The 21,571-nt window shown below is 43.0% G+C and carries 17 protein-coding genes and 1 pseudogene; 12 read left to right on the top strand and 6 right to left on the bottom strand.

From position 1 onward, the window contains the following. Positions 1 to 80 precede the first annotated feature (80 nt). From bamA to P4S60_RS11225, 6 genes are all read left to right on the top strand, one after another. Complete coding sequence (gene bamA / locus P4S60_RS11250) at positions 81 to 2,552, top strand: outer membrane protein assembly factor BamA (protein WP_337116019.1); 2,472 nt, start codon at positions 81 to 83, stop codon at positions 2,550 to 2,552. Between the two features lie 12 nt (positions 2,553 to 2,564). Next, a complete protein-coding gene (locus tag P4S60_RS11245) occupies positions 2,565 to 3,083 on the top strand; it encodes an OmpH family outer membrane protein (protein ID WP_054553115.1) in 519 nt (172 codons plus the stop codon). 9 nt (positions 3,084 to 3,092) lie between these two features. Then, positions 3,093 to 4,133, top strand: coding sequence for a UDP-3-O-(3-hydroxymyristoyl)glucosamine N-acyltransferase (lpxD, locus tag P4S60_RS11240; protein ID WP_337116018.1), 1,041 nt, complete (start codon positions 3,093 to 3,095; stop codon positions 4,131 to 4,133). A 10-nt stretch (positions 4,134 to 4,143) separates the two neighbouring features. After that, positions 4,144 to 4,596, top strand: coding sequence for a 3-hydroxyacyl-ACP dehydratase FabZ (gene fabZ, locus P4S60_RS11235; protein ID WP_188727312.1), 453 nt, complete (start codon positions 4,144 to 4,146; stop codon positions 4,594 to 4,596). 2 nt (positions 4,597 to 4,598) lie between these two features. Then, the gene (lpxA, locus tag P4S60_RS11230) at positions 4,599 to 5,369 is read left to right on the top strand and encodes an acyl-ACP--UDP-N-acetylglucosamine O-acyltransferase (protein WP_063706859.1); all 771 of its coding nucleotides are present in this window, start codon (positions 4,599 to 4,601) and stop codon (positions 5,367 to 5,369) included. A gap of 108 nt (positions 5,370 to 5,477) precedes the next feature. Then, positions 5,478 to 5,846 (top strand): septal ring lytic transglycosylase RlpA family protein, encoded by a 369-nt coding sequence (locus tag P4S60_RS11225; RefSeq protein ID WP_337116017.1) that lies wholly within the window; start codon positions 5,478 to 5,480, stop codon positions 5,844 to 5,846. Here P4S60_RS11225 and cydC read toward each other — a convergent pair. The 5 genes from cydC to P4S60_RS11200 are packed head-to-tail and all read right to left on the bottom strand — an operon-like array spanning position 5,843 to position 12,236. After that, positions 5,843 to 7,606: a thiol reductant ABC exporter subunit CydC gene (gene cydC, locus P4S60_RS11220; RefSeq protein WP_337116016.1), complete on the bottom strand. Its 1,764-nt coding sequence runs from the start codon at positions 7,604 to 7,606 to the stop codon at positions 5,843 to 5,845. The two genes, P4S60_RS11225 and cydC, sit on opposite strands and share 4 nt — an antisense overlap. After that, positions 7,599 to 9,359, bottom strand: coding sequence for a thiol reductant ABC exporter subunit CydD (gene cydD, locus P4S60_RS11215; RefSeq protein ID WP_337116015.1), 1,761 nt, complete (start codon positions 9,357 to 9,359; stop codon positions 7,599 to 7,601). The genes cydC and cydD overlap by 8 nt, the downstream gene beginning before the upstream one ends. Beyond that, complete coding sequence (gene cydX / locus P4S60_RS11210; protein WP_054553108.1) at positions 9,349 to 9,501, bottom strand: cytochrome bd-I oxidase subunit CydX; 153 nt, start codon at positions 9,499 to 9,501, stop codon at positions 9,349 to 9,351. Before cydX ends, cydD begins: the two co-directional genes overlap by 11 nt. Before the next feature lie 12 nt (positions 9,502 to 9,513). After that, positions 9,514 to 10,653 carry a cytochrome d ubiquinol oxidase subunit II gene (cydB, locus tag P4S60_RS11205; RefSeq protein WP_337116014.1) on the bottom strand — a complete coding sequence of 380 codons (1,140 nt, stop codon included), beginning with the start codon at positions 10,651 to 10,653 and terminating at the stop codon, positions 9,514 to 9,516. Next, the gene (locus tag P4S60_RS11200) at positions 10,650 to 12,236 is read right to left on the bottom strand and encodes a cytochrome ubiquinol oxidase subunit I (RefSeq protein ID WP_063706869.1); all 1,587 of its coding nucleotides are present in this window, start codon (positions 12,234 to 12,236) and stop codon (positions 10,650 to 10,652) included. Before P4S60_RS11200 ends, cydB begins: the two co-directional genes overlap by 4 nt. Before the next feature lie 424 nt (positions 12,237 to 12,660). Between P4S60_RS11200 and lpxB the strand changes: the two genes are divergently transcribed. The 6 genes and pseudogenes from lpxB (at position 12,661) to P4S60_RS11170 (ending at position 20,615) form a co-directional block, all read left to right on the top strand. Next, positions 12,661 to 13,818 carry a lipid-A-disaccharide synthase gene (gene lpxB / locus P4S60_RS11195; protein ID WP_337116013.1) on the top strand — a complete coding sequence of 386 codons (1,158 nt, stop codon included), beginning with the start codon at positions 12,661 to 12,663 and terminating at the stop codon, positions 13,816 to 13,818. Then, entirely contained in the window at positions 13,808 to 14,413 is a 606-nt protein-coding gene (rnhB, locus tag P4S60_RS11190) for a ribonuclease HII (protein ID WP_337116012.1), read from the top strand. Before lpxB ends, rnhB begins: the two co-directional genes overlap by 11 nt. Then, positions 14,413 to 17,904, top strand: coding sequence for a DNA polymerase III subunit alpha (gene dnaE / locus P4S60_RS11185; protein WP_337116011.1), 3,492 nt, complete (start codon positions 14,413 to 14,415; stop codon positions 17,902 to 17,904). The genes rnhB and dnaE overlap by 1 nt, the downstream gene beginning before the upstream one ends. Positions 17,905 to 17,920: 16 nt before the next feature. After that, entirely contained in the window at positions 17,921 to 18,877 is a 957-nt protein-coding gene (gene accA / locus P4S60_RS11180; protein ID WP_063706877.1) for an acetyl-CoA carboxylase carboxyl transferase subunit alpha, read from the top strand. A 91-nt stretch (positions 18,878 to 18,968) separates the two neighbouring features. Further along, positions 18,969 to 20,278, top strand: a pseudogene (gene tilS / locus P4S60_RS11175) (tRNA lysidine(34) synthetase TilS). Further along, on the top strand, positions 20,271 to 20,615 hold the full coding sequence (locus P4S60_RS11170; protein ID WP_337116010.1) for a hypothetical protein: 345 nt from the start codon (positions 20,271 to 20,273) through the stop codon (positions 20,613 to 20,615). Before tilS ends, P4S60_RS11170 begins: the two are co-directional and overlap by 8 nt. 25 nt (positions 20,616 to 20,640) lie before the next feature. On the opposite strand, the gene P4S60_RS11165 is transcribed toward P4S60_RS11170, so the two are convergent. Beyond that, positions 20,641 to 21,537 (bottom strand): GGDEF domain-containing protein, encoded by an 897-nt coding sequence (locus tag P4S60_RS11165; RefSeq protein ID WP_337116009.1) that lies wholly within the window; start codon positions 21,535 to 21,537, stop codon positions 20,641 to 20,643. Positions 21,538 to 21,571: the final 34 nt, after the last annotated feature.

The following is a 21,571-nucleotide window of genomic DNA, read 5'->3' as shown; positions in this document are numbered from 1 at the left end:
ACACGATTGTAAAACACCGCAAAAGTTAAATTTATAAGGTGTTGAGCGGTAATACAGTTGTAAAGGATAAAGATAACAAAATGGCTATAAAAAAACATTTGGCAGTTTCAAGTTTATTAGGTGCTAGCTTTGCAGCCCTAGGCCAAAACTCCTTTATTGTAGATGATTTAAAAGTTGAAGGTTTACAGCGTGTTGCACTAGGTGCAGCGTTAACGCATATTCCGATCAACGTGGGCGATAATATTGATGAGTACACAATTTCTAGAACCATAAAGGCTCTCTATCGTTCAGGTCACTTTGACAATATTAAAGCATTACGTGATGGCAACAGTGTTATCTTCCGTGTGACTGAGCGCCCAACGATCAGCATGATCGAGTTTGATGGCAATAAAGACATCAAAGATGAGCAGCTTAATGAGTCGCTAGACCAGCAAGATATCCGTACTGGTGAGCCGCTTGATAAAACAGTCCTTGATAACATTGAAAAAGGCTTAGTTGAATTCTTCCACAGTATTGGTAAGTACAATGCAAAAGTGGATGTAAGCATTACTAAGTTACCGCGTAACCGTGTAAAACTTCTATTCAAATTTGATGAAGGTGACGCGACGTCAATTCGTCAAATCAACTTGGTTGGTAACGAACTTTTCTCGGATGAAGAGCTACTTAAATTAGCTGAATCTCAGCAAGATTTACCGTGGTGGAAATTCATGTCGAGTGACCGCTACCAAAAGCAAACCATCGAAGGCGATTTAGAGAAAATTCGTAGTTACTACTTAGACCGTGGTTACCTACGTTTTAATATCGATTCAACACAAGTATCAGTAAGCCCAGAGCGTGATTCTGTTTATGTAACAGCAAATATCACCGAAGGCGTTAAGTATAAAGTGAAAGGCTTTGACTTTATTGGTGACTTGTTAGGTCGTGAAGAATTAATCAGAAGTGTTATCCCACTGAAAACAGGTGAGCTTTATAACGGCTCTGTGGTGACATCGTCTGAAGAGTTTATCAAAAGCTACTTAGCACGTTTTGGCTATGCCAATGCTGAAGTACGTACCATCCCAGAAATTGATGACGAAAATAAAGAAGTACAATTAACGCTTTCTGTTAATCCGGGCAAGCGTGTTTATGTTCGTCGTATCATCGTAGGTGGTAACCAAAATACTTCAGATGAAGTAGTACGCCGTGAAATGACGCAGCTTGAAGGTGCATGGTTATCAAATCAAAGCCTTGAGCGCTCTAAACTACAAATTCAGCGTTTACCTTACATGGAAAGCGTTGATTTTAACGTGGTGCCAGTTCCTGGTGTTGATGACCAAGTTGATGTCGATTTTACAGTTAAAGAACAATCTGCAGGTAGCTTTAACGCAGGTCTTGCGTATGGCTCTTACTTAGGTCTGCAATTTAACATCGGTGTCAGTGAATCAAACTTCTTAGGTAGTGGTAACCAAATTGGTTTCAACATTAATACCTCGCGTGGTTCTGAGCGTATTAGTGTGTCATACACTGACCCTTACTTTACGCCAGATGGTGTATCGCAAGGTAGCAGTATCTTCTACAGTAACTATGATGCGAGTAAATTTAGCCTAATCGACTATAAATCGAAGAGTTATGGTATTGGTACTAACATCGGTTTCCCAATCGATGCAGTAAACCGTATTAACTTTGGTGTTCGTTGGGTGCAAGAAGAGTTATCTGATATTGCTGAGTACGAGCAAACACGTGTAATTCGTGAAACTTTCTTAGACCCAGATAACCCAGATGCGGGCTTCGACTTTACTAAGTACGAGTTAAGTGCAGGTTGGTCGCGTGTAACTGTTAACCGTGGTTTATTCCCAACAGCAGGTTCACGTCAGTCGCTTAACTTAACAGCGACAACGCCAAATTCTGATTTACAGTACTTCAAGTTAAATTATGACTCGCGTTTTTATTGGCCAATCAGTAATGACCACCGCTGGGTATTCTCAACGCGTGCAGCACTTGGTTATGGTAATGGTTATGGTACAACCAATGGTTATGACCAAACACTGCCGTTCCAAGAGTTCTTCAGAATTACTGAAATGGAACTACGTGGCTTTGACCGAAATACGATTCTTCCACGAGCGGTATCGCGTGTTCCGCAAAGTATTCCTGGTACACCATTACCTGATGGTACTACAACAGGTAGCATTGGTGGTGCATCAGAGTTTGACCAGCTTTACACAGCAGGCCGAATTGGTGGTAACGCCAAAGCGGTAGCAGGGATGGAGCTTATTGTTCCAACACCTTTCTTAGATGAAGAAAACACCAGCTCTGTACGTACTAGCTTCTTCGTAGATGCAGCAAACGTATGGGATACAGAGTTTAATATTGACCGTTATCAAAACCTTTCAACAGATGAGCGTGCAAAATTGGATGATTATGCAGATCCAATGCGCTTTAGGGTTTCAACCGGTCTTTCTCTACAATGGATCTCTCCGATGGGTCCAATGCTGATCAGTTTTGCGTATCCATTGCAAAAAGAAGAAGATGACGATACGAAGACCATCAGCTTTAACATTAGTAATACATTCTAAAGGAGTTTTTTCGTGAATAAATCAATTAAATCAACAGCTTTTGCACTACTTGCTACTTTATCTATGGGTCTATCTACTAACGCATTCGCGCACAAAGTAGGTATCGTTGATATGCAAGAAATCTACAAGCAAATCCCACAAATGGCGAAAGTAGAGCAAACTTTAGAAGCTGAATTCTCAGAGCGTCGTCAAGAGCTAGAAAAACTTCAAGGTGATATTCGTTTTGAAGCTGAAAAGTTCAAGCGTGAAGCAACGACGATGAGCGACAAGCAAAAAGAAGAATTACGTACTAAGATTCAAGGTATGCAGCAGCAACTTGCAGAAAAAGGTCGTCCTTTAGAGCAAGAAATCAAAATGCGTCAAAACCAAGAACTAGCTAAAGTTCAAAAGCTAATCTTAGATGCAATCGAAGAAGTAGCGAAAGCTGGCAAATTCGATGAAGTTAAAGTTAAAGAAACAACGATTTATGTTAACCCTAAAACTGTCGATGACTTATCAAGCAAAGTTGTTGAAAAAGTAAGTAAGCAATAGAAATCATATATGCAAAACTACACGCTTTCGCAGATAGCGGATCTTCTGGGCGCTGACCTTCAAGGTGACGGCGCCACAGAGATTAAAAAAATATCTACACTTGCAAATGCCCAACATGGGCATATTGCATTTTTGGCGAACAAGAAATATCGCTCGCAATTAGAAGATACTCAAGCAAGTGCGGTGATTTTATCACCGGCAGATGCAGAGTTTTTTACGGGTAATAAACTTATTGTTGCTAACCCTTATGTTTGTTACGCCAAGCTTGCCCAGCTAATGGATACCACACCGCGCTCAGCTGTGACAGGGATTCACCCAAGTGCAGTCATTCACGATTCAGCCTCTATTGGTGATAATGTCGCGATCGCTGCCAATGTGGTGATTGAAGCGGGCGCTGTTATAGCAAACGATGTGCAGATTGGCCCAGGCTGTTTTATTGGTGAGCATGCAAAAATTGGTCAAGGCACTAAGCTTTGGGCAAATGTAAGCGTTTACCATGAGGTAGAAATTGGTAGCGACTGTTTATTTCAAGCGAACACGGTTGTGGGCAGTGATGGTTTTGGCTATGCCAACGAGCGTGGCGAATGGGTGAAAATACCACAACTTGGCCGAGTAATCATCGGTGATAAGGTTGAGGTAGGGGCGTCTACTACGATTGACCGTGGTGCACTAGACGATACTATCATCCACAGCAATGTAATTATCGATAATCAATGTCAAATAGCGCATAATGTCGAGATCGGTTCGGGTACAGCGGTTGCAGGCTGTTCTGTATTTGCAGGTAGCACTGTGATCGGTAGGAATTGTCAGATTGGCGGCATGGTAGCAATTAATGGTCACATTAGCGTATGCGATGGTGCTATAATCACCGGCATGAGTATGGTGACTAAGGCAATCACAGAACCTGGAATTTATTCTTCAGGCTTGCCACATCTAACCAACAAAGAATGGCGACGTAGTATTGCCCATATCCGTAACCTTGGCGATATGAAAGACCGCATTAAAGCACTTGAGTCACTGACTAAGTCACTCAATATTGAAGACAAATAAGGATGCTATTTTGGCAAATGAATTAAATAGTCTTGATATCCAAGATATCTTGAGTTTACTTCCGCATCGTTACCCGATGCTACTTGTTGACCGTGTACTTGATTACACGCCAGGCGAGTCGTTACATGCGATTAAAAATGTAACAGTGAACGAACCTATTTTTACGGGTCATTTTCCTAATCAACCTATCTTTCCAGGTGTGTTGATTTTAGAAGCAATGGCTCAAGCAACTGGCTTACTTGGCTTTAAGACAGTTGAAAATCGTAGCGATAACGAACTATATTTATTCGCGGCGATCGACAATGCGCGATTCAAACAGCCGGTATTACCTGGCGATACCATGCATTTGCATGTAGAGTTTGTAAAAGAGCGCCGCAATATATGGAAATTTGCAGCAGAAGCAAAAGTTGAAGGCAAAGTAGTGTGTACTGCCGAAATCATGTGTGCGAGAAGAGAGTTTTAATAGTGATCCATCCTACGGCGATAATCGAACCAGGTGCAAAACTTGGAAATAACGTTTCAGTTGGCCCTTATAGCTATATCGGTAACGATGTAACTATTGGTGATAACTGTATCATCGAATCTCATGTGGTTGTAAAAGGCCCATCGACGATTGGTTCTGGTAACCATATTTTCCAATTTGCTTCGGTCGGTGAAGCTTGCCAAGACAAAAAGTACGCGAATGAGCCTACAACCTTGATCATTGGTGACAATAACGTGATCCGTGAGTGTGCAACAATTCACCGTGGCACAATTCAAGACCAAGGTGTAACAAAAATTGGTAGCAATAACTTATTTATGGCTTACACACACGTTGCACATGATGCAGTAGTGGGCGATAACGTTATTTTTGCTAACAATGCCTCGGTTGCTGGTCACGTACACGTAGGTGACTGGGTAATTCTTGCTGGTAATTCAGGTGTTCACCAGTTCTGTAAAATTGGTTCACACGCTTTTGTTGGTATGTACTCAGGCGTTAATAAAGACGTACCGCCATTTGTAACTACTATTGGTACACCGGCTGGCCCTGTAGCAATCAATACTGAAGGCATGAAACGCCGTGGCTTTGAAAGCGATGAAATCATGGCAACACGCCGTGCATATAAAACGCTATACCGTAAGAGCTTGGGTGTTGAAGAAGCAATCGCTGAGCTACGTGAAGATGCTGCGAAGTATCCAGCTGTTCAGTTGATGATAGACTTCGTGAAAAGCTCTGAGCGCGGAATTATTCGCTAATCATAAGCGATATACTAAAAGCCACCTTAAGGTGGCTTTTTTGTTGTTATAGTTCAGGTTTTGCTAAGTCAGTGCTTGCTATCTTCATGGCAAAAAGGAACTAGTAATATGAATAAACTCATCGTCTTTGCATTGTTAAGCTTAACTTTAAGTGGTTGTAGTAGTGCGCCTTCGGTATCTAAAAGAGCGATAGAAAAAGGCAAAGCCAGTTATTACGCTGATAAATATCACGGCCGAACGACAGCAAGTGGTGAAGTGTTTAATCAACAGGCAATGAGCGCGGCTCATCAAACGCTTGGCTTTGGCAGCAGAGTAAAAGTCACCAATATTGCTAACAATAAAAGTGTGATTGTGACTATTAATGACCGCGGCCCATTTATCCGCGGTCGAATTATCGATTTATCAAAAAAGGCGTTTTCACAAATTGCCTCAGTAAAGCAAGGAGTGATTGACGTCACCGTTGAGCGGCTCGATTAAAAGCGGGTAATAAGCTCTACGTAGTCGGCTTCATTCGCCACTAATTCAGCATGACTCGCAAAGGCTCTTACTTGTCCTTGCTCTAACCAAATAACCTTATCAACACGGCTTAGCATTGCAGGGTCGTGGGTAATGGTCAGCATGGTTTTATCTGCCCATATTCTCTCAACTGTAGTCAGCAAGTTTTGCTTAGTGTGATTATCTAAGCTCTCTGTTGGTTCATCCAGAATGATTAAATTACCTTGCCTTAATAGAGCTTGGGCAATGGCAATACGGCGTGACTGACCATGAGAAAGCTTTCTGCCTGCGGTGCCTAAACGAGTGTTTAGCCCATCTTTTAAGTTACTAAGCCAAGAGCCAAGTTCAGCGTGTTCACAGGCTTCAATAAGCATCTCATCTGTCGCATCAAAAGCTGCATAGCGAAGATTTTCACGTAGCGTGCCATCAAAAATATGATGCTGCTGGGCAACTATCGTTAGCTGCTTAAAGCGTGTTGCAGTGCTTAAGCTTTCAAGTTCAAAGGTGCCTTCTTGCTTGGTGGCGAGCTTTAATGAGCCTGATTGCAGCGGCCAAAGACCTGTGAGTAAATTCACAAGGGTGGTTTTGCCACTACCACTGGCACCGACTAGGGCAACTTTGCAGCCGGGTTTAATCGCAAAATTGATATTGCTAAGGGCCTTACTTTTTGCCCCCAAGTATTGGTAATTGACTTCGCTTAGCTCAAGGCCAAGTCCAGATTGATCCGCTAATTGGTTTGCTAACTGACCGTCTAAGTTGTTTGGTTTTTCGGCTAAGCTGCTGTGTTTATCTTCAAGATCAAACAGTCGCTTTGCGGCACTTAAAGTAAGCGGTAATTCAATAAATGCTGTAGGCAGGGTGAGCACGGTTTCAAAACTTGCTAATACAAATAACGCGAGCATCGCCAGTTCAACGTTTTTCATGCTCCCCATTGCAACCAGTGGAATTATCATAAATACACTGGCCAGCATGGTGAGTTGGATCACCAAAGTGCTTAAACCATTACTGTTTGCTACGGCTTTTTGGCGACTATATAGCTGGCTGTTGTATTGTTTACTGAGTGAATCACAATGCGCTAATTGCGCCGCGTGTGCTTGATAAACAGCAAGCTCTCTGGCGCCTGATAGTGTATCGGCAAGTTCAGCTCTTAATTCGGCTGAGAGTTGGGTTTCGGTATCCGCTTGCTGGTGAAGCTTATGGCTTAACAATGAGGGAAGCAACACACCAATAATCATCAGTGAAGTAAAGCACACTAATGCAACCTCAGCGTTATACATGGCCATGAAGGCCATCACGATAGGAATGCTGAAAAGGGCAACAATAATCGGCAGCAGTACATTGAGATAGAACTTATCCAGCGCATCGACATCGTTCTGTAGGCGGTTAAATAAATCGCTACTACGTGTCATTGCTAAGTCAACGTTGTTCAGTTGGCTCAAAGTCTTGAACATGTTTACGCGAATTTCGCTCAGCAATAAAAAGGTAGCATTATGAGTTATCATCCGCTCACCGTAACGAGACGCTGTGCGCACGATAGCTAAAAAGCGGATCACCCCAGCAGGGGTAAAGTAATTCATTTGCACACCAGCGATTCCCGCCGCTGCCATGGCAGCTAAAAACCACCCCGAAATTGCAAGCAATCCGACATTAGCAAGTACCGTTAAGCTTGCTAAAAAAGCTCCTAAAAGCAGCATGCCAGCATGAGGTTTGCACAGTTTTAATAGACGTATAAAGTTATTCATTGGCGTCACCTTGGCTCACCAGTTTAGCAAATAGGCCAGCTTGCTTAGTGAGTTGCTGGTACTGACCAGCTTCAACAATGTGACCTTGTTGCATAACGTAAATATTGTCGGCGTGTTTGACCGTATTCAGTCGGTGAGCAATAACCAGCACTAAATGGTCTTTTGCATACTCGCGGATCGCTTGATTGATTAAATGCTCGGTTTGGCTGTCTAAGTGAGCTGTAGGCTCATCTAGCATCAGCACTGGGGCATTCTTCAAAAATGCACGGGCAAGGGCTATGCGCTGCTTTTGCCCACCAGAGAGGCCTTCTCCTTGTTCACCGAGCAAAGTATCAAAGCCATCAGGTAAGGCAGTAATAAACTCAAGTGCTCCAGCTTTACTCGCTGCTTCATCGAGTTCTGCTTGGCTTGCATCAGGTTTAGCTAAACGCAGATTCTCTGCAACGGTCCGATAAAATAACGTGGCGTGTTGTGGGATCCACGCCAGCTTTGCTTGCCAATCAGCTAATGCAGTATCACTCAGTGGTTGCTCGTTAATGCTTATGGAATTGTTGGCTTGATGATGAAAGCCCAATAGGCAATCAAACAAGGTACTTTTACCCGAACCACTTTCACCCACAAAGGCAATTAAGCCTGTGCTTGGCAGGGTTAGGTTGATATCAGTCACCCCCTCGTTTGTTTCTGGGTAGTGAAACGTAAGAGCATTCAGCTGTATGTCTTTTAGCGGTAACTCAAGTTTAGATGACCCTAAATGTTCATCAGCATCGCTTTGATTGATTATGTCGACCATATCGGCAGCGGCGCTGATCCCTTCGAGTTTTGCGTGATAATGAGTGCCCATTTGTCTAAGTGGTAAGTAAAATTCAGGAGCAAGTAGTAACACCACAAACCCAGTGGCAAAATCGAGCGTACCAAAAAATAATCTAAAGCCAATGATCACAGCAACAAGTGCCACACTAATGGTGGCTAAAAACTCAAGGGCGAAAGACGATAAAAAGGCGACTTTCAATACCCCCATGGTTGCACCACGGTAATCATCAGAAATCTGACTGATGCTATTTAGCTCACGCTTGGTTGCATTAAAGAGCTTGAGTTGAGTCAAGCCTTGTAATCGGTCAAAAAAGTAATTGCCAAGTACCGCTAGCTGTTGCCAGCGGTCTTGGTTTAACTGCTCCGCTTTATGGCCCACTAAAATCATAAAAAAGGGGATCAGCGGGGCAGTTAAAAGGAATATGAGGCTTGCTTTGTAATCGGTTGGAAAAATCACCACTAATATCGCTAATGGAATAAGCGCACTGTAAGCCACACTTGGAATGTAGTTGGCGTAATATTGATGCAGTGCTTCAACCCCATTATGTAAGGTGTTAAGTATTGCGCCATGACCTTTTTGTTCACTGTAGGCTGGCCCAAGTTTGCTGAGCTTTTCTAGCAGTGTATTACGCATCACGTTCTTTATTTTTAACGCGGCGAGGTTACTCACCCGTTCACTTAGCGCAACCAACAACGCGCGAACTATAATTAGCCCTGCCAACGGCCATAATAATGGGCTTACGGCTTGCAAGTTTGCTTGTTCAAACATGACTTGATGAGCCGCGTTTGCAAGAAGGTAACAAGAGGCAATCATTAAAAGGGCGTTGAGTGTGCCCAGACTAATGCTTAATTTAAGAAGTCCTGAAGCGGACTGGCTATACTGCTTTAAAAAAGCGCGCGGCGTTTGCTGCTGCGCGCGATTTGGTCGGGGTTTAGTTGTCATCGGTGTTTTTGAGTCTCGCGTACAGCTCTAGCTCATCATCAGCAATCGAATCTTTATGTTGGTGAAATTCGTACCACATTACGTTGATCACCCCAAGTGTACAGGCTAATAGAACACCTAAAATCCAGGCAAAATACCACATATTTAAATCTCCTTAATAGCTACCGTGCGTGTTGTTTTCAATTTCACTGATGGTTACTTTGCGCCACATCTTCACATAACACCATGTTGTGTAGATAAGAATAAGTGGTACAAAAATAACCGCGACGATAAACATCACGTTAAGTGTCATATGACTCGAAACTGCATCCCACATAGTTAAACTAATATTAGGGTTGTTGCTCGAAGGCATCACAAACGGGAACATTGACATACCAGCGGTTAAAATAACGCCTGCAAGCATTAAGCTTGACGCAGCCAATGCCATTGCTGGTTTTTGTAATTTAGATAACACAATTGCCAGTGCCGCCATTACGAATGCTAGGGCAGGGAACAGTATGGTTAATGGCATTTTTGTATAGTTATCAAGCCATGCGCCCGGTGCCTGCGTGACTGTTTTACCAAGCGGGTTTGCAAAGCCTTGAGTATCACCCATGCTAACGATTTTATAACCGTCAATTTGCGATACCCACACACCTGCTAAGGCAAACAACACAATAAACGCCATCAGTGCATATTGACCATATTGTGCTGAGCGTTTAGCGACTTCTGCATCAGTACGAAGTTGTAACCACATACCTGCGTGGCCAACCAGCATCAGTACACTTACTAGGCCAACAACAATGGCAAACGGGTTTAATAACGCAAAGAATGAACCTTGATAACTAACACGCAATAGGTCGTCGATATGATAAGGCACACCTAATAATAGGTTACCGAATGCCACACCAAATACCAGAGCCGGAATAAAGCTGCCTGCAAATAGGCCCCAATCCCAGTTATTACGCCAGCGCGGTGAATCTATTTTTGAGCGATAATCAAAACCAAGCGGTCTGAAAAATAACGCAAATAACACTAGCATCATAGCAAAGTAGAAGCCAGAGAACGCAGCTGCGTATACCATAGGCCAAGCTGCAAACAGTGCGCCCCCAGCGGTGATGAACCAAACTTGGTTACCATCCCAGTGAGCGCCAATGGTGTTAATTACAGTACGGCGTTCAACATCGGTTTTACCAACTAGGCGAAGCAAAATTGCCACACCCATGTCCATGCCATCAGTCACAGCAAAGCCAATTAGTAAGACACCAATTAACAGCCACCAAATTAGTTTGAGTGTTTCGTAATCAAAAATCATGACTGAGCTCCTTGGCTTGCAAGTGAATCTGCTTTAGCAAGTTCATGGTGATATTTACCAGTATGAAGCGAGCTTGGGCCTTGCTTAATAAAGCGCAGCATCAACCAACCTTCAACCGCAGCAAGACCTGTATAGAAAACTAAGAAACCAGTAATACTAATTAATAAGTCATTCACCGTGAGTGACGAGGTTGCCAAGAAGGTCGGTAGAATTTCCGAAATTGCCCAAGGTTGACGGCCGTATTCCGCAACAATCCAGCCAAACTCAATAGCAATCCAAGGCAGTGGAATACTCCATACCGCAGCCCATAATAACCAGCGCTTTTGCTCAATAATGCGGTGTGCGTTGTAATAAAACGCGAGAACAAATACGCCAAGCATGATCACACCACAGCCAACCATGATTCTAAATGACCAGAACATAGGGCCGACTTGAGGGAATGAGTCTTTCACTGCTTTTTGAATGTCTTCTTCTGTTGCATCTACCACGTTAGGGGTATAGCGCTTAAGCAGCAAACCGTAGCCGAGGTCTGCTTTTAAAGTATCAAATTTTGCAATATTTTCTGGGGTGTCTTCACCACCGCGAAGCTTTTCTAAATATTCGTATGCAATTATGCCATTACGAATACGCACTTCGTGTTGCTCTTCAAGATCTTTAATGCCCGTTACTTGCTCGTCAATAGAACGAGTCGCAATGATACCCAGTGCATAGGGGATTTTTACAGCGGCGTGAGTAACTTGCTCTTCAGAGTCAGGAATACCGACTAGCGTAAATGCAGCTGGGGCCTCTTCGGTGTGCCACTCAGCTTCAATGGTTGCGAGTTTTACTTTTTGTACCTCGCCAACTTCGTAGCCAGATTCATCACCAAGTAAAATCACACACAGAATAGACGCTAAACCAAAGCCTGAAGCGACCGAGAATGAGCGCTTAGCAAAAGCAAGGTCGCGACCTTTTAATATGTACCAGCTACTAATACCAAGTACAAACATAGATGCTGCAACATAACCTGCTGATACGGTGTGAATAAACTTAACTTGTGCAACTGGGTTAAATACCAGTTCAGCAAAGCTAGTCATTTCCATACGCATGGTTTGGTAATTAAATTCAGCACCTACCGGATTTTGCATCCAACCATTGGCAACTAAAATCCATAACGCAGATAAGTTAGTACCTAATGCCATTAAGAAGGTTGCAGCTAGGTGTTGGCGTCGTGTCAGTCGTTCCCAGCCTAAAAAGAACATACCCACAAAGGTTGATTCTAAGAAGAAAGCCATTAAGCCTTCAATCGCCAGTGGTGCGCCAAAAATATCGCCCACATAGTGAGAGTAATAAGACCAGTTGGTACCAAACTCAAACTCCATGGTTAGACCCGTGGCCACACCAATCGCAAAGTTAATACCAAACAACTTACCCCAGAACTTAGTCATATCACGATAAATTTCGCGACCTGTCATCACGTAAACGGATTCCATGATCACCAAAATCCACGTCATACCTAAGGTAAGGGGAACAAATAGGAAGTGAAATAGGGCAGTGATTGCAAATTGCAATCGCGATAGATCCACAAATGTTTCATCTATCATCGTTTAGCTCCTTGTTAGCGGGTGCGGTAGACACGACAAATTATTAGTTATGAAGTTTCAGTAATTATTGAAACTTTGTGAATATTAAACTTGTATTCAATTTAGTCAATAGGAAAATACGAAATAAAGATGAATTAATCCTGCTCATCTTTTCTACAGATTAGAGATAAAGCTCTAAAGTTTCAAATATTTAATCGTTATAAAAAGTCCTGTTGCTATGGCCTATTTAATTCTTTTATAAAATCTTTTTTATAAAGTGGCCAACAAACCCGCAGCCTGCAGATGCAAAAAAGTGCTTAACCATTGAGCAAGTCGCCATGCTAATTTCGATTTCTAGTATTTATTAACTCTGTGACATTTATCCGACTGCTAAAACACGGTAAACTCATTTTTATTAGTGCCAAAAGTTGCGAATTATCAACGAATGAAAGAACAAACAAAGCCGTTACGTATTGCCTTGGTGGCAGGTGAGTTATCAGGTGATATTTTAGGTGAAGGGCTAATAAAAGCACTTAAACGCCGTTTTCCAGATGCCATTTTTGAGGGCATTGCTGGCCCGCGTATGCAAGCGGCTGGTTGCAATACATTATTCGATATGGATGAATTATCAGTAATGGGCTTGGTTGAAGTACTTGGTCGATTACCGCGCCTACTTAAAATACGCAAACAACTGGTGCAGCATTTTATCGACAACCCACCAGATGTATTTATTGGCATTGATGCGCCTGACTTTAACTTACGTGTTGAAAAACCGTTAAAAGATGTAGGTATCAAAACGATTCAATATGTTAGCCCATCAGTATGGGCGTGGCGCGAAAAACGTATACATAAAATCAGTGCTGCCACTAATTTAGTATTGGCACTTTTACCGTTCGAGAAAGCCTTTTACGATAAGCACGATGTACCTTGTACGTTTGTGGGCCACACACTGGCTGATGATATTGCCCTTGAGCATGACCAAACTGAGGCCCGTAATCAGCTTGGCTTAGCACAAACTGACAAAGTGCTTGCATTACTTCCAGGTAGCCGAGGTTCTGAAGTGGGGCTTTTAAGCGAAACCTATATTCAAACAGCGGCGAAATTACAAGCGCAAAATCCTGACCTTAAAATTGTGGTGCCGTTAGTCAATGAAAAACGAAAAGCACAATTTTGTGAGATTTTAGAAAAAACAGCCCCAGATCTAAAACTGCAATTATTGGACGGTCAGTCAAATCTTGCAATGCAAGCTGCTGATGCCATTTTACTTGCCTCAGGTACCGCAACACTTGAAGGTATGCTGTATAAAAAACCGATGGTAGTGGGCTACAAAATTAAGCCACTCAGTTACTGGATTTTCAAAACGTTATTCACTTTTAATATTAAGTATTTCTCGTTGCCTAATTTATTAGCCGACGAAGAGCTCGTTCCAGAATACTTACAAACTGAGTGTAGTGTTGAAAACTTATCAGCAGCGCTAACACCTATGTTAAATACCGATAACAGCGAACTAAAAGCGCGCTTTTTAGCCATACATAAAGACATTAGATTAAATGCCAATGAACAAGCTGCAGCAGCAGTCGCGGAGTTACTAAATGCAAATTGAACGACCGAATGTTAATTATATTGCTGGTGTAGATGAAGTTGGCCGTGGTCCATTAGTAGGTGATGTTGTTACCGCCGCGGTAATACTTGACCCGAATAACCCCATTGCAGGGTTAGCAGATTCTAAAAAGTTATCAGACAAAAAACGTCAATTATTAGCTGCAGAAATAAAAGAAAAAGCCCTGTGCTATGCTATTGGTCGTTGTAGTCCAAGTGAGATTGATGAGTTAAATATTTTGCATGCTACTATGCTCGCGATGAGCCGCGCGGTTGAAGGCCTAAGTGTAAAGCCAGAATTTGTTTTTATTGATGGTAACCGAGTGCCTAGCCAGTTAACTGTGCCTGCACAGGCGGTTGTAAAAGGCGATAGCCTCGTCGAAGAGATTTCGGCGGCATCTATTTTAGCGAAAGTTGCTCGTGATGATGAAATGATTGAGCTTGATAAGCGTTATCCTGACTATGGCTTTGCAGGCCATAAAGGCTATCCAACTAAAGCACATTTTGCAGCACTTGAACAATACGGGGCAATTGCAGAGCATCGTAAAAGTTTTAAACCTGTTCAGCGCATTTTGGCGTTAAAAGGAGAGCAACTGTAATGCCTGCGCCGCAATTTGTTCACTTACGTGTTCACTCAGATTTCTCTATGGTGGATGGCCTAGCTAAAACTAAGCCAATTGTCGCTAAAGCAGAAGAGCTGCAAATGCCAGCGCTGGCAATCACCGATCAAATGAACTTGTGTGGTTTAGTACGTTTTTATGGCGCTGCCCATGGTGCCGGTATTAAGCCTATTGTTGGTGCTGATTTTTGGCTAAGAAGCCCTGAATTTGAAGATGAACCTAGCCGAATTACTATTTTAGCGAAAGATAACGAAGGCTATAAAAACCTCACTTTATTGATCTCTAAAGCATACCAACGAGGGCATTTATTTCATCGCCCAGTGGTTGACCGTGAATGGCTGGTGGAGCACAAAAGCGGGTTGATTTTATTATCAGGCGCTAAAGACGGTGACTTAGGTAAAGCCCTCTTAAAAGGTAACCCAGCTCTTATCGAGTCTGTGGTTAGCTTTTATAAACAACATTTTAGCGATCATTACTACATTGAGCTTATTCGTACCGAACGTGCTTTAGAAGAAGACTATTTGCACCTAGCTGTTGAGCTTGCTGCAAAAGAGCAGTTGCCTGTGGTGGCAACGAACGAAGTGGTGTTTTTAAAACCAGAGAACTTTGAAGCTCATGAAATCCGCGTAGCAATCCATGATGGTTACACCTTAGATGACAAACGTAGACCAAAACGGTTTTCTGAGCAGCAATACCTTAAAACAGCGGATCAAATGGCTGAGCTATTCAGCGATATTCCCGAAGCGTTAGAAAACACCGTTGAAATTGCTAAGCGCTGTAATGTGACCGTGCAGCTCGGAACTTACTTCTTACCAGATTACCCAACCGGTTCGCTGAAAATTGAAGACTTCTTGGTGAAGGTCTCTGAAGATGGTCTTGAAGAGCGTCTTCAGTTTTTATTCCCCGATGAGCAAGAACGTAAAGAAAAACGTGTTGAGTATGATGAGCGCCTGAAAATAGAGCTCGACGTAATCAACCAAATGGGTTTCCCGGGTTACTTCTTGATCGTAATGGAGTTCATTCAGTGGAGTAAGGATAACAATATTCCGGTAGGTCCTGGGCGTGGTTCGGGTGCGGGTTCATTGGTTGCTTACGCACTAAAAATTACCGACCTCGATCCACTCGAATTTGACTTACTATTCGAACGTTTCTTGAACCCTGAACGTATTTCAATGCCCGATTTCGACGTCGATTTCTGTATGGATAGGCGTGATGAGGTAATTGATCACGTAGCAGCGCTTTATGGCCGTGACGCGGTATCTCAGATCATCACCTTTGGTACCATGGCTGCAAAAGCGGTTATCCGTGACGTAGGCCGTGTACTTGGTCACCCTTACGGCTTTGTTGATCGTATTTCAAAACTAGTACCGGGCGATCCGGGCATGACCTTGGCTAAAGCGTTTGATGTTGAGCCGCGTTTACAAGAAGCCTACGACGGTGATGAAGAGGTCAAAGAGCTGATTGATATGTGTCGCATCCTTGAAGGCTGTACACGTAACGCCGGTAAGCATGCCGGTGGTGTTGTAATATCACCCACCACAATCACTGACTTTGCCGCTCTTTATTGTGATGATGAAGGTAAATTCCCGGTTACTCAATTTGATAAAAACGACGTTGAGACGGCAGGCTTAGTTAAGTTTGACTTCTTAGGTCTAAGAACACTCACCATTTTACAGTGGGCGCTTGATATGACCAATGAGCGCTTAGCCCGAGAGGGTAAAGAGCCCGTTGATATCAACGCTATCCCACTTGATGATAAGCCGAGTATTGAGTTACTACTACGCGCCGAAACCACCGCGGTATTCCAGCTCGAATCCCGTGGTATGAAAGATCTTATTCGTCGTCTAAAACCCGACTGCTTCGAAGATATGATCGCACTAGTGGCGCTGTTCCGACCTGGTCCATTGCAATCAGGCATGGTAGATAACTTTATCGACCGTAAGCACGGCCGCGAAGAGTTATCTTACCCAGATGCGCAGTGGCAACACGATAGCTTGCAACCAATCCTTGAACCGACTTACGGTATTATTCTTTATCAAGAACAGGTAATGCAGATTGCCCAGGTACTGGCAGGCTATACACTAGGTGGCGCTGACATGCTGCGTCGTGCGATGGGTAAGAAAAAGCCAGAGGAGATGGCAAAGCAACGTTCAACCTTCGAAGATGGGGCTGTTAATAACGGAGTTGACGGCGAACTTGCAATGAAAATCTTCGACTTGGTAGAGAAGTTCGCAGGTTATGGTTTCAATAAATCTCACTCAGCTGCTTATGCCCTAGTATCGTATCAAACGCTGTGGATGAAAACTCACTACCCAGCAGAGTTTATGGCTGCGGTAATGTCGGCGGATATGGACAACACCGATAAAATCGTTACCTTGGTTGATGAATGTGAAAACATGAAACTGACCTTGTTGCCACCGGATGTAAATGCCGGTGAGTACAAGTTTACGGTTAATCTACAAGGTGAGATTGTTTACGGTATCGGTGCGATTAAAGGGGTAGGTGAAGGTCCGGTTGATGCCATTTTAGAAGCCCGAAGCCAAGGTGGTCCATTCAAAGACTTATTCGATTTTTGTGCCCGTGTTGACTTAAAACGTTTAAACAAACGGGTTGTTGAAAAGCTGATATACGCCGGCGCCTTAGATCAGTTAGGCCCTGAAAAAACACAGCCTGCACGAGCTACTTTAATAGCAAGTTTACCAGATGCGATGAAATCAGCTGAGCAACATCATAAGGCTGAAGCAATTGGTCAAAGTGACTTATTTGGCTTACTGGCTGTTGAGCCTGACGAAGTTGAGCAAGCATTTAAAAAAGCAACGCCATTAACTGACAATGAGTGGTTAGATGGTGAAAAAGAAACTTTAGGTCTGTATTTAACGGGTCACCCAATTAATCAGTATCGTAAAGAGTTAAAGTATTATACGTCGGGAAAACTCGTCGATTTACAGCCAACTAATCGCGATGTGCAGTCAACGGCTGCGGGCTTAGTGATTGCAGCGCGTACACTGATTAACAAAAAGGGAAATCGTTGGGGTCTTATAACTTTAGATGACAAGAGTGCCCGTATTGATGTACGCTTATTCCCAGAACAGTTTGAAATGTACCAAGATTTGCTGCAAGTAAACAATATCCTGGTAATATCTGGACAGGTCAGCTTTGATAACTTCTCCGGTGGCATTACAATGACCGCTAGAGACATATGCACCATCGCTGAGGCACGTGAAAAACGTATAAAAGCGATTAAAATGACCTTGAACATGGTGCAGATCGAGGCGAACTTCTTCGATAATTTACAAAAAGTACTGGAACCTTATAAGTTTGGTACTTGTCCTATTAAAGTATTCTATCAACGTCCGGATGCGTTGGCTGAGATTACCTTAGGAACCGAATGGTGTGTTACGCCGAGTGATGACTTAATTCATAAGTTATCGCTGATGGCGGCGCAAGATGTAGAACTAGAATTTAATTAATTAGGTAGTTTAGAGCATGAGCCTCAATTATCTTGATTTTGAGCTTCCAATCGCAGAATTAGAAGCAAAAATTGAAGAATTACAAAATGTAAGCCGCGCTGGCGAATTAGACCTTGGATTAGAAGAGGAAGTCAGTCGATTAAAAGAAAAAAGTGCTGAAATGAAAGAGAAAATCTTCTCTGAATTAGGTGCTTGGCAGGTTTCTCAGTTAGCCCGTCATCCGTTGCGTCCTTATACTCGTGATTACATCGAGCGCATTTTCACGGAATTTGACGAACTAGCAGGCGACCGTACTTTTGCTAACGACCCAGCTATTTTAGGTGGTGTTGCACGTTTTGAAGGTCAACCAGTGATGGTTATTGGCCAGCAAAAAGGGCGTGACACGGCTGAAAAAATTAAACGCAACTTTGGTATGCCAAAGCCAGAAGGTTACCGTAAAGCATTACGCCTAATGGAAATGGCTGAGCGTTTCAAAATGCCTATCATGACATTTATCGACACCCCAGGTGCATACCCAGGTGTTGGCGCTGAAGAGCGTGGTCAAAGTGAAGCAATTGCACGTAACCTTAAAGTGATGGCAGCGTTAAAAGTACCAACTATCTGTACTGTTATTGGTGAAGGTGGTTCTGGTGGTGCATTAGCAATTGGTGTGGGCGACCGCGTTAACATGTTGCAATACAGCACTTACTCTGTAATTTCGCCAGAAGGTTGTGCATCAATCTTATGGAAAAGTGCAGATAAAGCACCATTAGCTGCAGAAGCAATGGGTGTAACAGCTGCACGTGTTAAAGAGCTTGATTTAATCAACAACGTCATTGATGAGCCGCTAGGTGGCGCACATCGAAATTACGATGCGATGGCGCGTAACCTTAAAAACCAACTTAAGCGCGACCTTGCTGACTTACAAAGCCTTTCAACTGATGAAATGCTTGATCAGCGTTACAAACGTTTAATGTCGTTTGGTTATTGCTAAACATAGCTTATAAATGAAAAAAGCCGCTTTTGCGGCTTTTTTTGTTTTATAATGCCGATAACACAGACGCTTGTATACCCATTGGTTTTTAATGCAAACATCAGATTTATTTCACCATTTTTTAGCACAACTACAGCCTTTGCTGACCGCTCAGCACAGCCGCTTTAGTGTTGCCTTATCGGGTGGTGTTGACTCGGTAGTGTTATTACATTTAATGAAGCAAGCTCAACAGCAGCACTCTGAACTTAAGCTTGAAGCTGTGTATGTTAATCATGGTTTGAGTAAGCATGCCTCTGAATGGCAAGGATTTTGCCAATCGCTATGTGAAGAACTCGATGTAGCATTTAAAGCTGTGCACGTTGAAATTCATCAGCGCTCGCGAACTTCACTTGAGGCGCAAGCAAGAGAGGCAAGATACCAAGCACTCGACGAAAACGGTATGTCAGGTAGTGTAATACTGCTTGGTCAGCACTTAAATGATCAACTTGAGACTTTCTTACTTCGGCTAAAGCGAGGCTCTGGCTTGCAAGGCTTAGCATCAATGCCACAAACGCGATTATTAGCGTCTGGGCGATTATGTTTTAGACCGCTGATTAATATCACTCGTGAGCAAATTGAACAGTTTGCCGATGAATTTTCTATTACCCATATCACTGATGATTCAAATGTTGATGAACGCTTTGACCGCAATTTTTTACGTCATCAGGTTCTGCCTATTTTAACGGAGCGTTTTCCAGGGTTTGAAAAAAGCGCATCGCGCAGTATTCGGCTGTTACAAAAGCAGCAATCACTGCTCGATGAATATACGCAAAGCGACCTTACACACTGTCAAAATAAGCAGGGGGTTTAAACTGCGAGGCAATTGCGGGGTTTAGTAAGCCCAGACAAGCAAACCTCGTACGTGCGTGGCTGAATCAGTTTACCCATCAACTGCCTTCAGAAAATCAGCTACAGCAAATTATTGAGCAAGGTTTAACGGCAAAAGCCGATGCCCAGCTAAAAATTTGTCTGCAAAGCGGTGATGTTCGTCGCCATCAGCAGCATTGGTACTTTGTGAAAGAGCAGGCAATACCTGAGGCGATGGATATAACTTTGCAGAGCATTGGACTGACAGATGGCCGAACGCTAGCCGTGAAACAGGGCAAGGGTATTAGAAAGCCACGGCAGGATGAGCAGGTACGGGTTGAATTTAATAGGCCACAAGCGCGTATAAAACCTTTGCATAAACCTGGTTCAAACACTTTAAAGCATTGGTTTAAAGATGCCAAAGTAGCTCCTTGGTTACGTGCGCAGACACCACTTATTTTTTATAACGATCAACTTGTGCAAGTTGTTGGCTACTTTGTTAGTGAGCAGCACAGTGTTGATGATGGAATTCTTTGGGAGACACTTTATGAGTGAACAACCACATGTTGGTTTATCACTAGTTAATAAAGCACCACTTGGCTTTTTGCTGTCGATGTTAGTGGCTGTTATTGCTGGTTTTGCTTATGCAGAGCTGACAATAAACACACTTTTTTATGCGCTTGCTGGCGGCCTTGTTTGCTCGTTATTGCTACTAGGTTATTGGTCAGGTAAAGGCGGTATTTTCTTTATATTGGGCGTGCTAACGCCTTTGGCATTAGTGATGGTATCACCCCTTACCACCATGGCTGCCTTGCTTTACTTGTTAAGCGGCTTCTTCGCTGGTTTTTGGTTAGTATTACTTGGTTATAAATATATAAACAAAAAAGCCTAGCGGGGGATGCTAGGCTTTTACTCAATTAGTAAGCTCTTGCGCAATTTCTTCCTGCTGCTTTTGCCTTATAAAGGCCCTTGTCAGCACGGGCAAACACTTCGTTTTCGCAGTCTTGGTTATTGGCGAGTGTATAACCAATGCTTGATGTTACATCATATTGAGACATCAACCCTGAGCTAGCAACCAATCTCATAATGCGATCAGCAATCACCTTATTTGTGGTGAATTCAGGGTCGTCGATTAATAATGCAAACTCATCTCCACCAAAGCGGAAAATTGAGTCAGTGCCACGCACACTAGTACGTAATACATTAGCAAATTCTTGCAGTACATCATCGCCAATTTTATGACCAAAGTTGTCGTTTACTTGTTTAAAATTATCTAAATCAAGCAGCATTAAACTAAATGGACGATGCTGACGGCGGCAACGTTCTAACTTTTGCGCCAAGCTGTCATTAAATTGACTACGGTTGTTTAAGCCGGTTAAAGCATCTTTAGTCGCTAAACGTAATACGCGGGTGTACATAAGCGCATTACGCAATGGGTAAACGAGTGCTGTATGAAGTAGCTTTAATTTTGCTTCAATCGCTTTACCCATAGGGAACTGGCTAAAATAAATTAACTGCCCTAAGCGTTCACTTTCGATATCTAAATCAAAAGAGTACGGTGTTTGACTGGTATCGCTGCCAGCACTTTGTGACACTCCGAGTGCAGATTGGAACTGTAATCCAGATAAATTGATCAGTTGTTTTGCGTGTTCGGCAAAAATTGTCAAAATTTCTTCGATTGATAAGGTAGTTTGTAACCTTGCAACCAAATCGTGTGGACTATTTGTTTCATTTATTCGGTAATGCTCTGCCGAAAACGGCAGAAACTCGCCTCGCGCAGACACCCGTCGCGTCAAAATATGGACATTTTCCATGATAATTCTCCCCCGGAGTGTTTAGATACTCATA

Origin of the sequence: Pseudoalteromonas sp. Hal040, assembly GCF_037162425.1 — a bacterium.
Lineage (GTDB): Bacteria > Pseudomonadota > Gammaproteobacteria > Enterobacterales > Alteromonadaceae > Pseudoalteromonas > Pseudoalteromonas gelatinilytica.
Note: the sequence above shows the minus strand (reverse complement) of the source record. Positions and strands in the feature narration are given on the sequence as shown.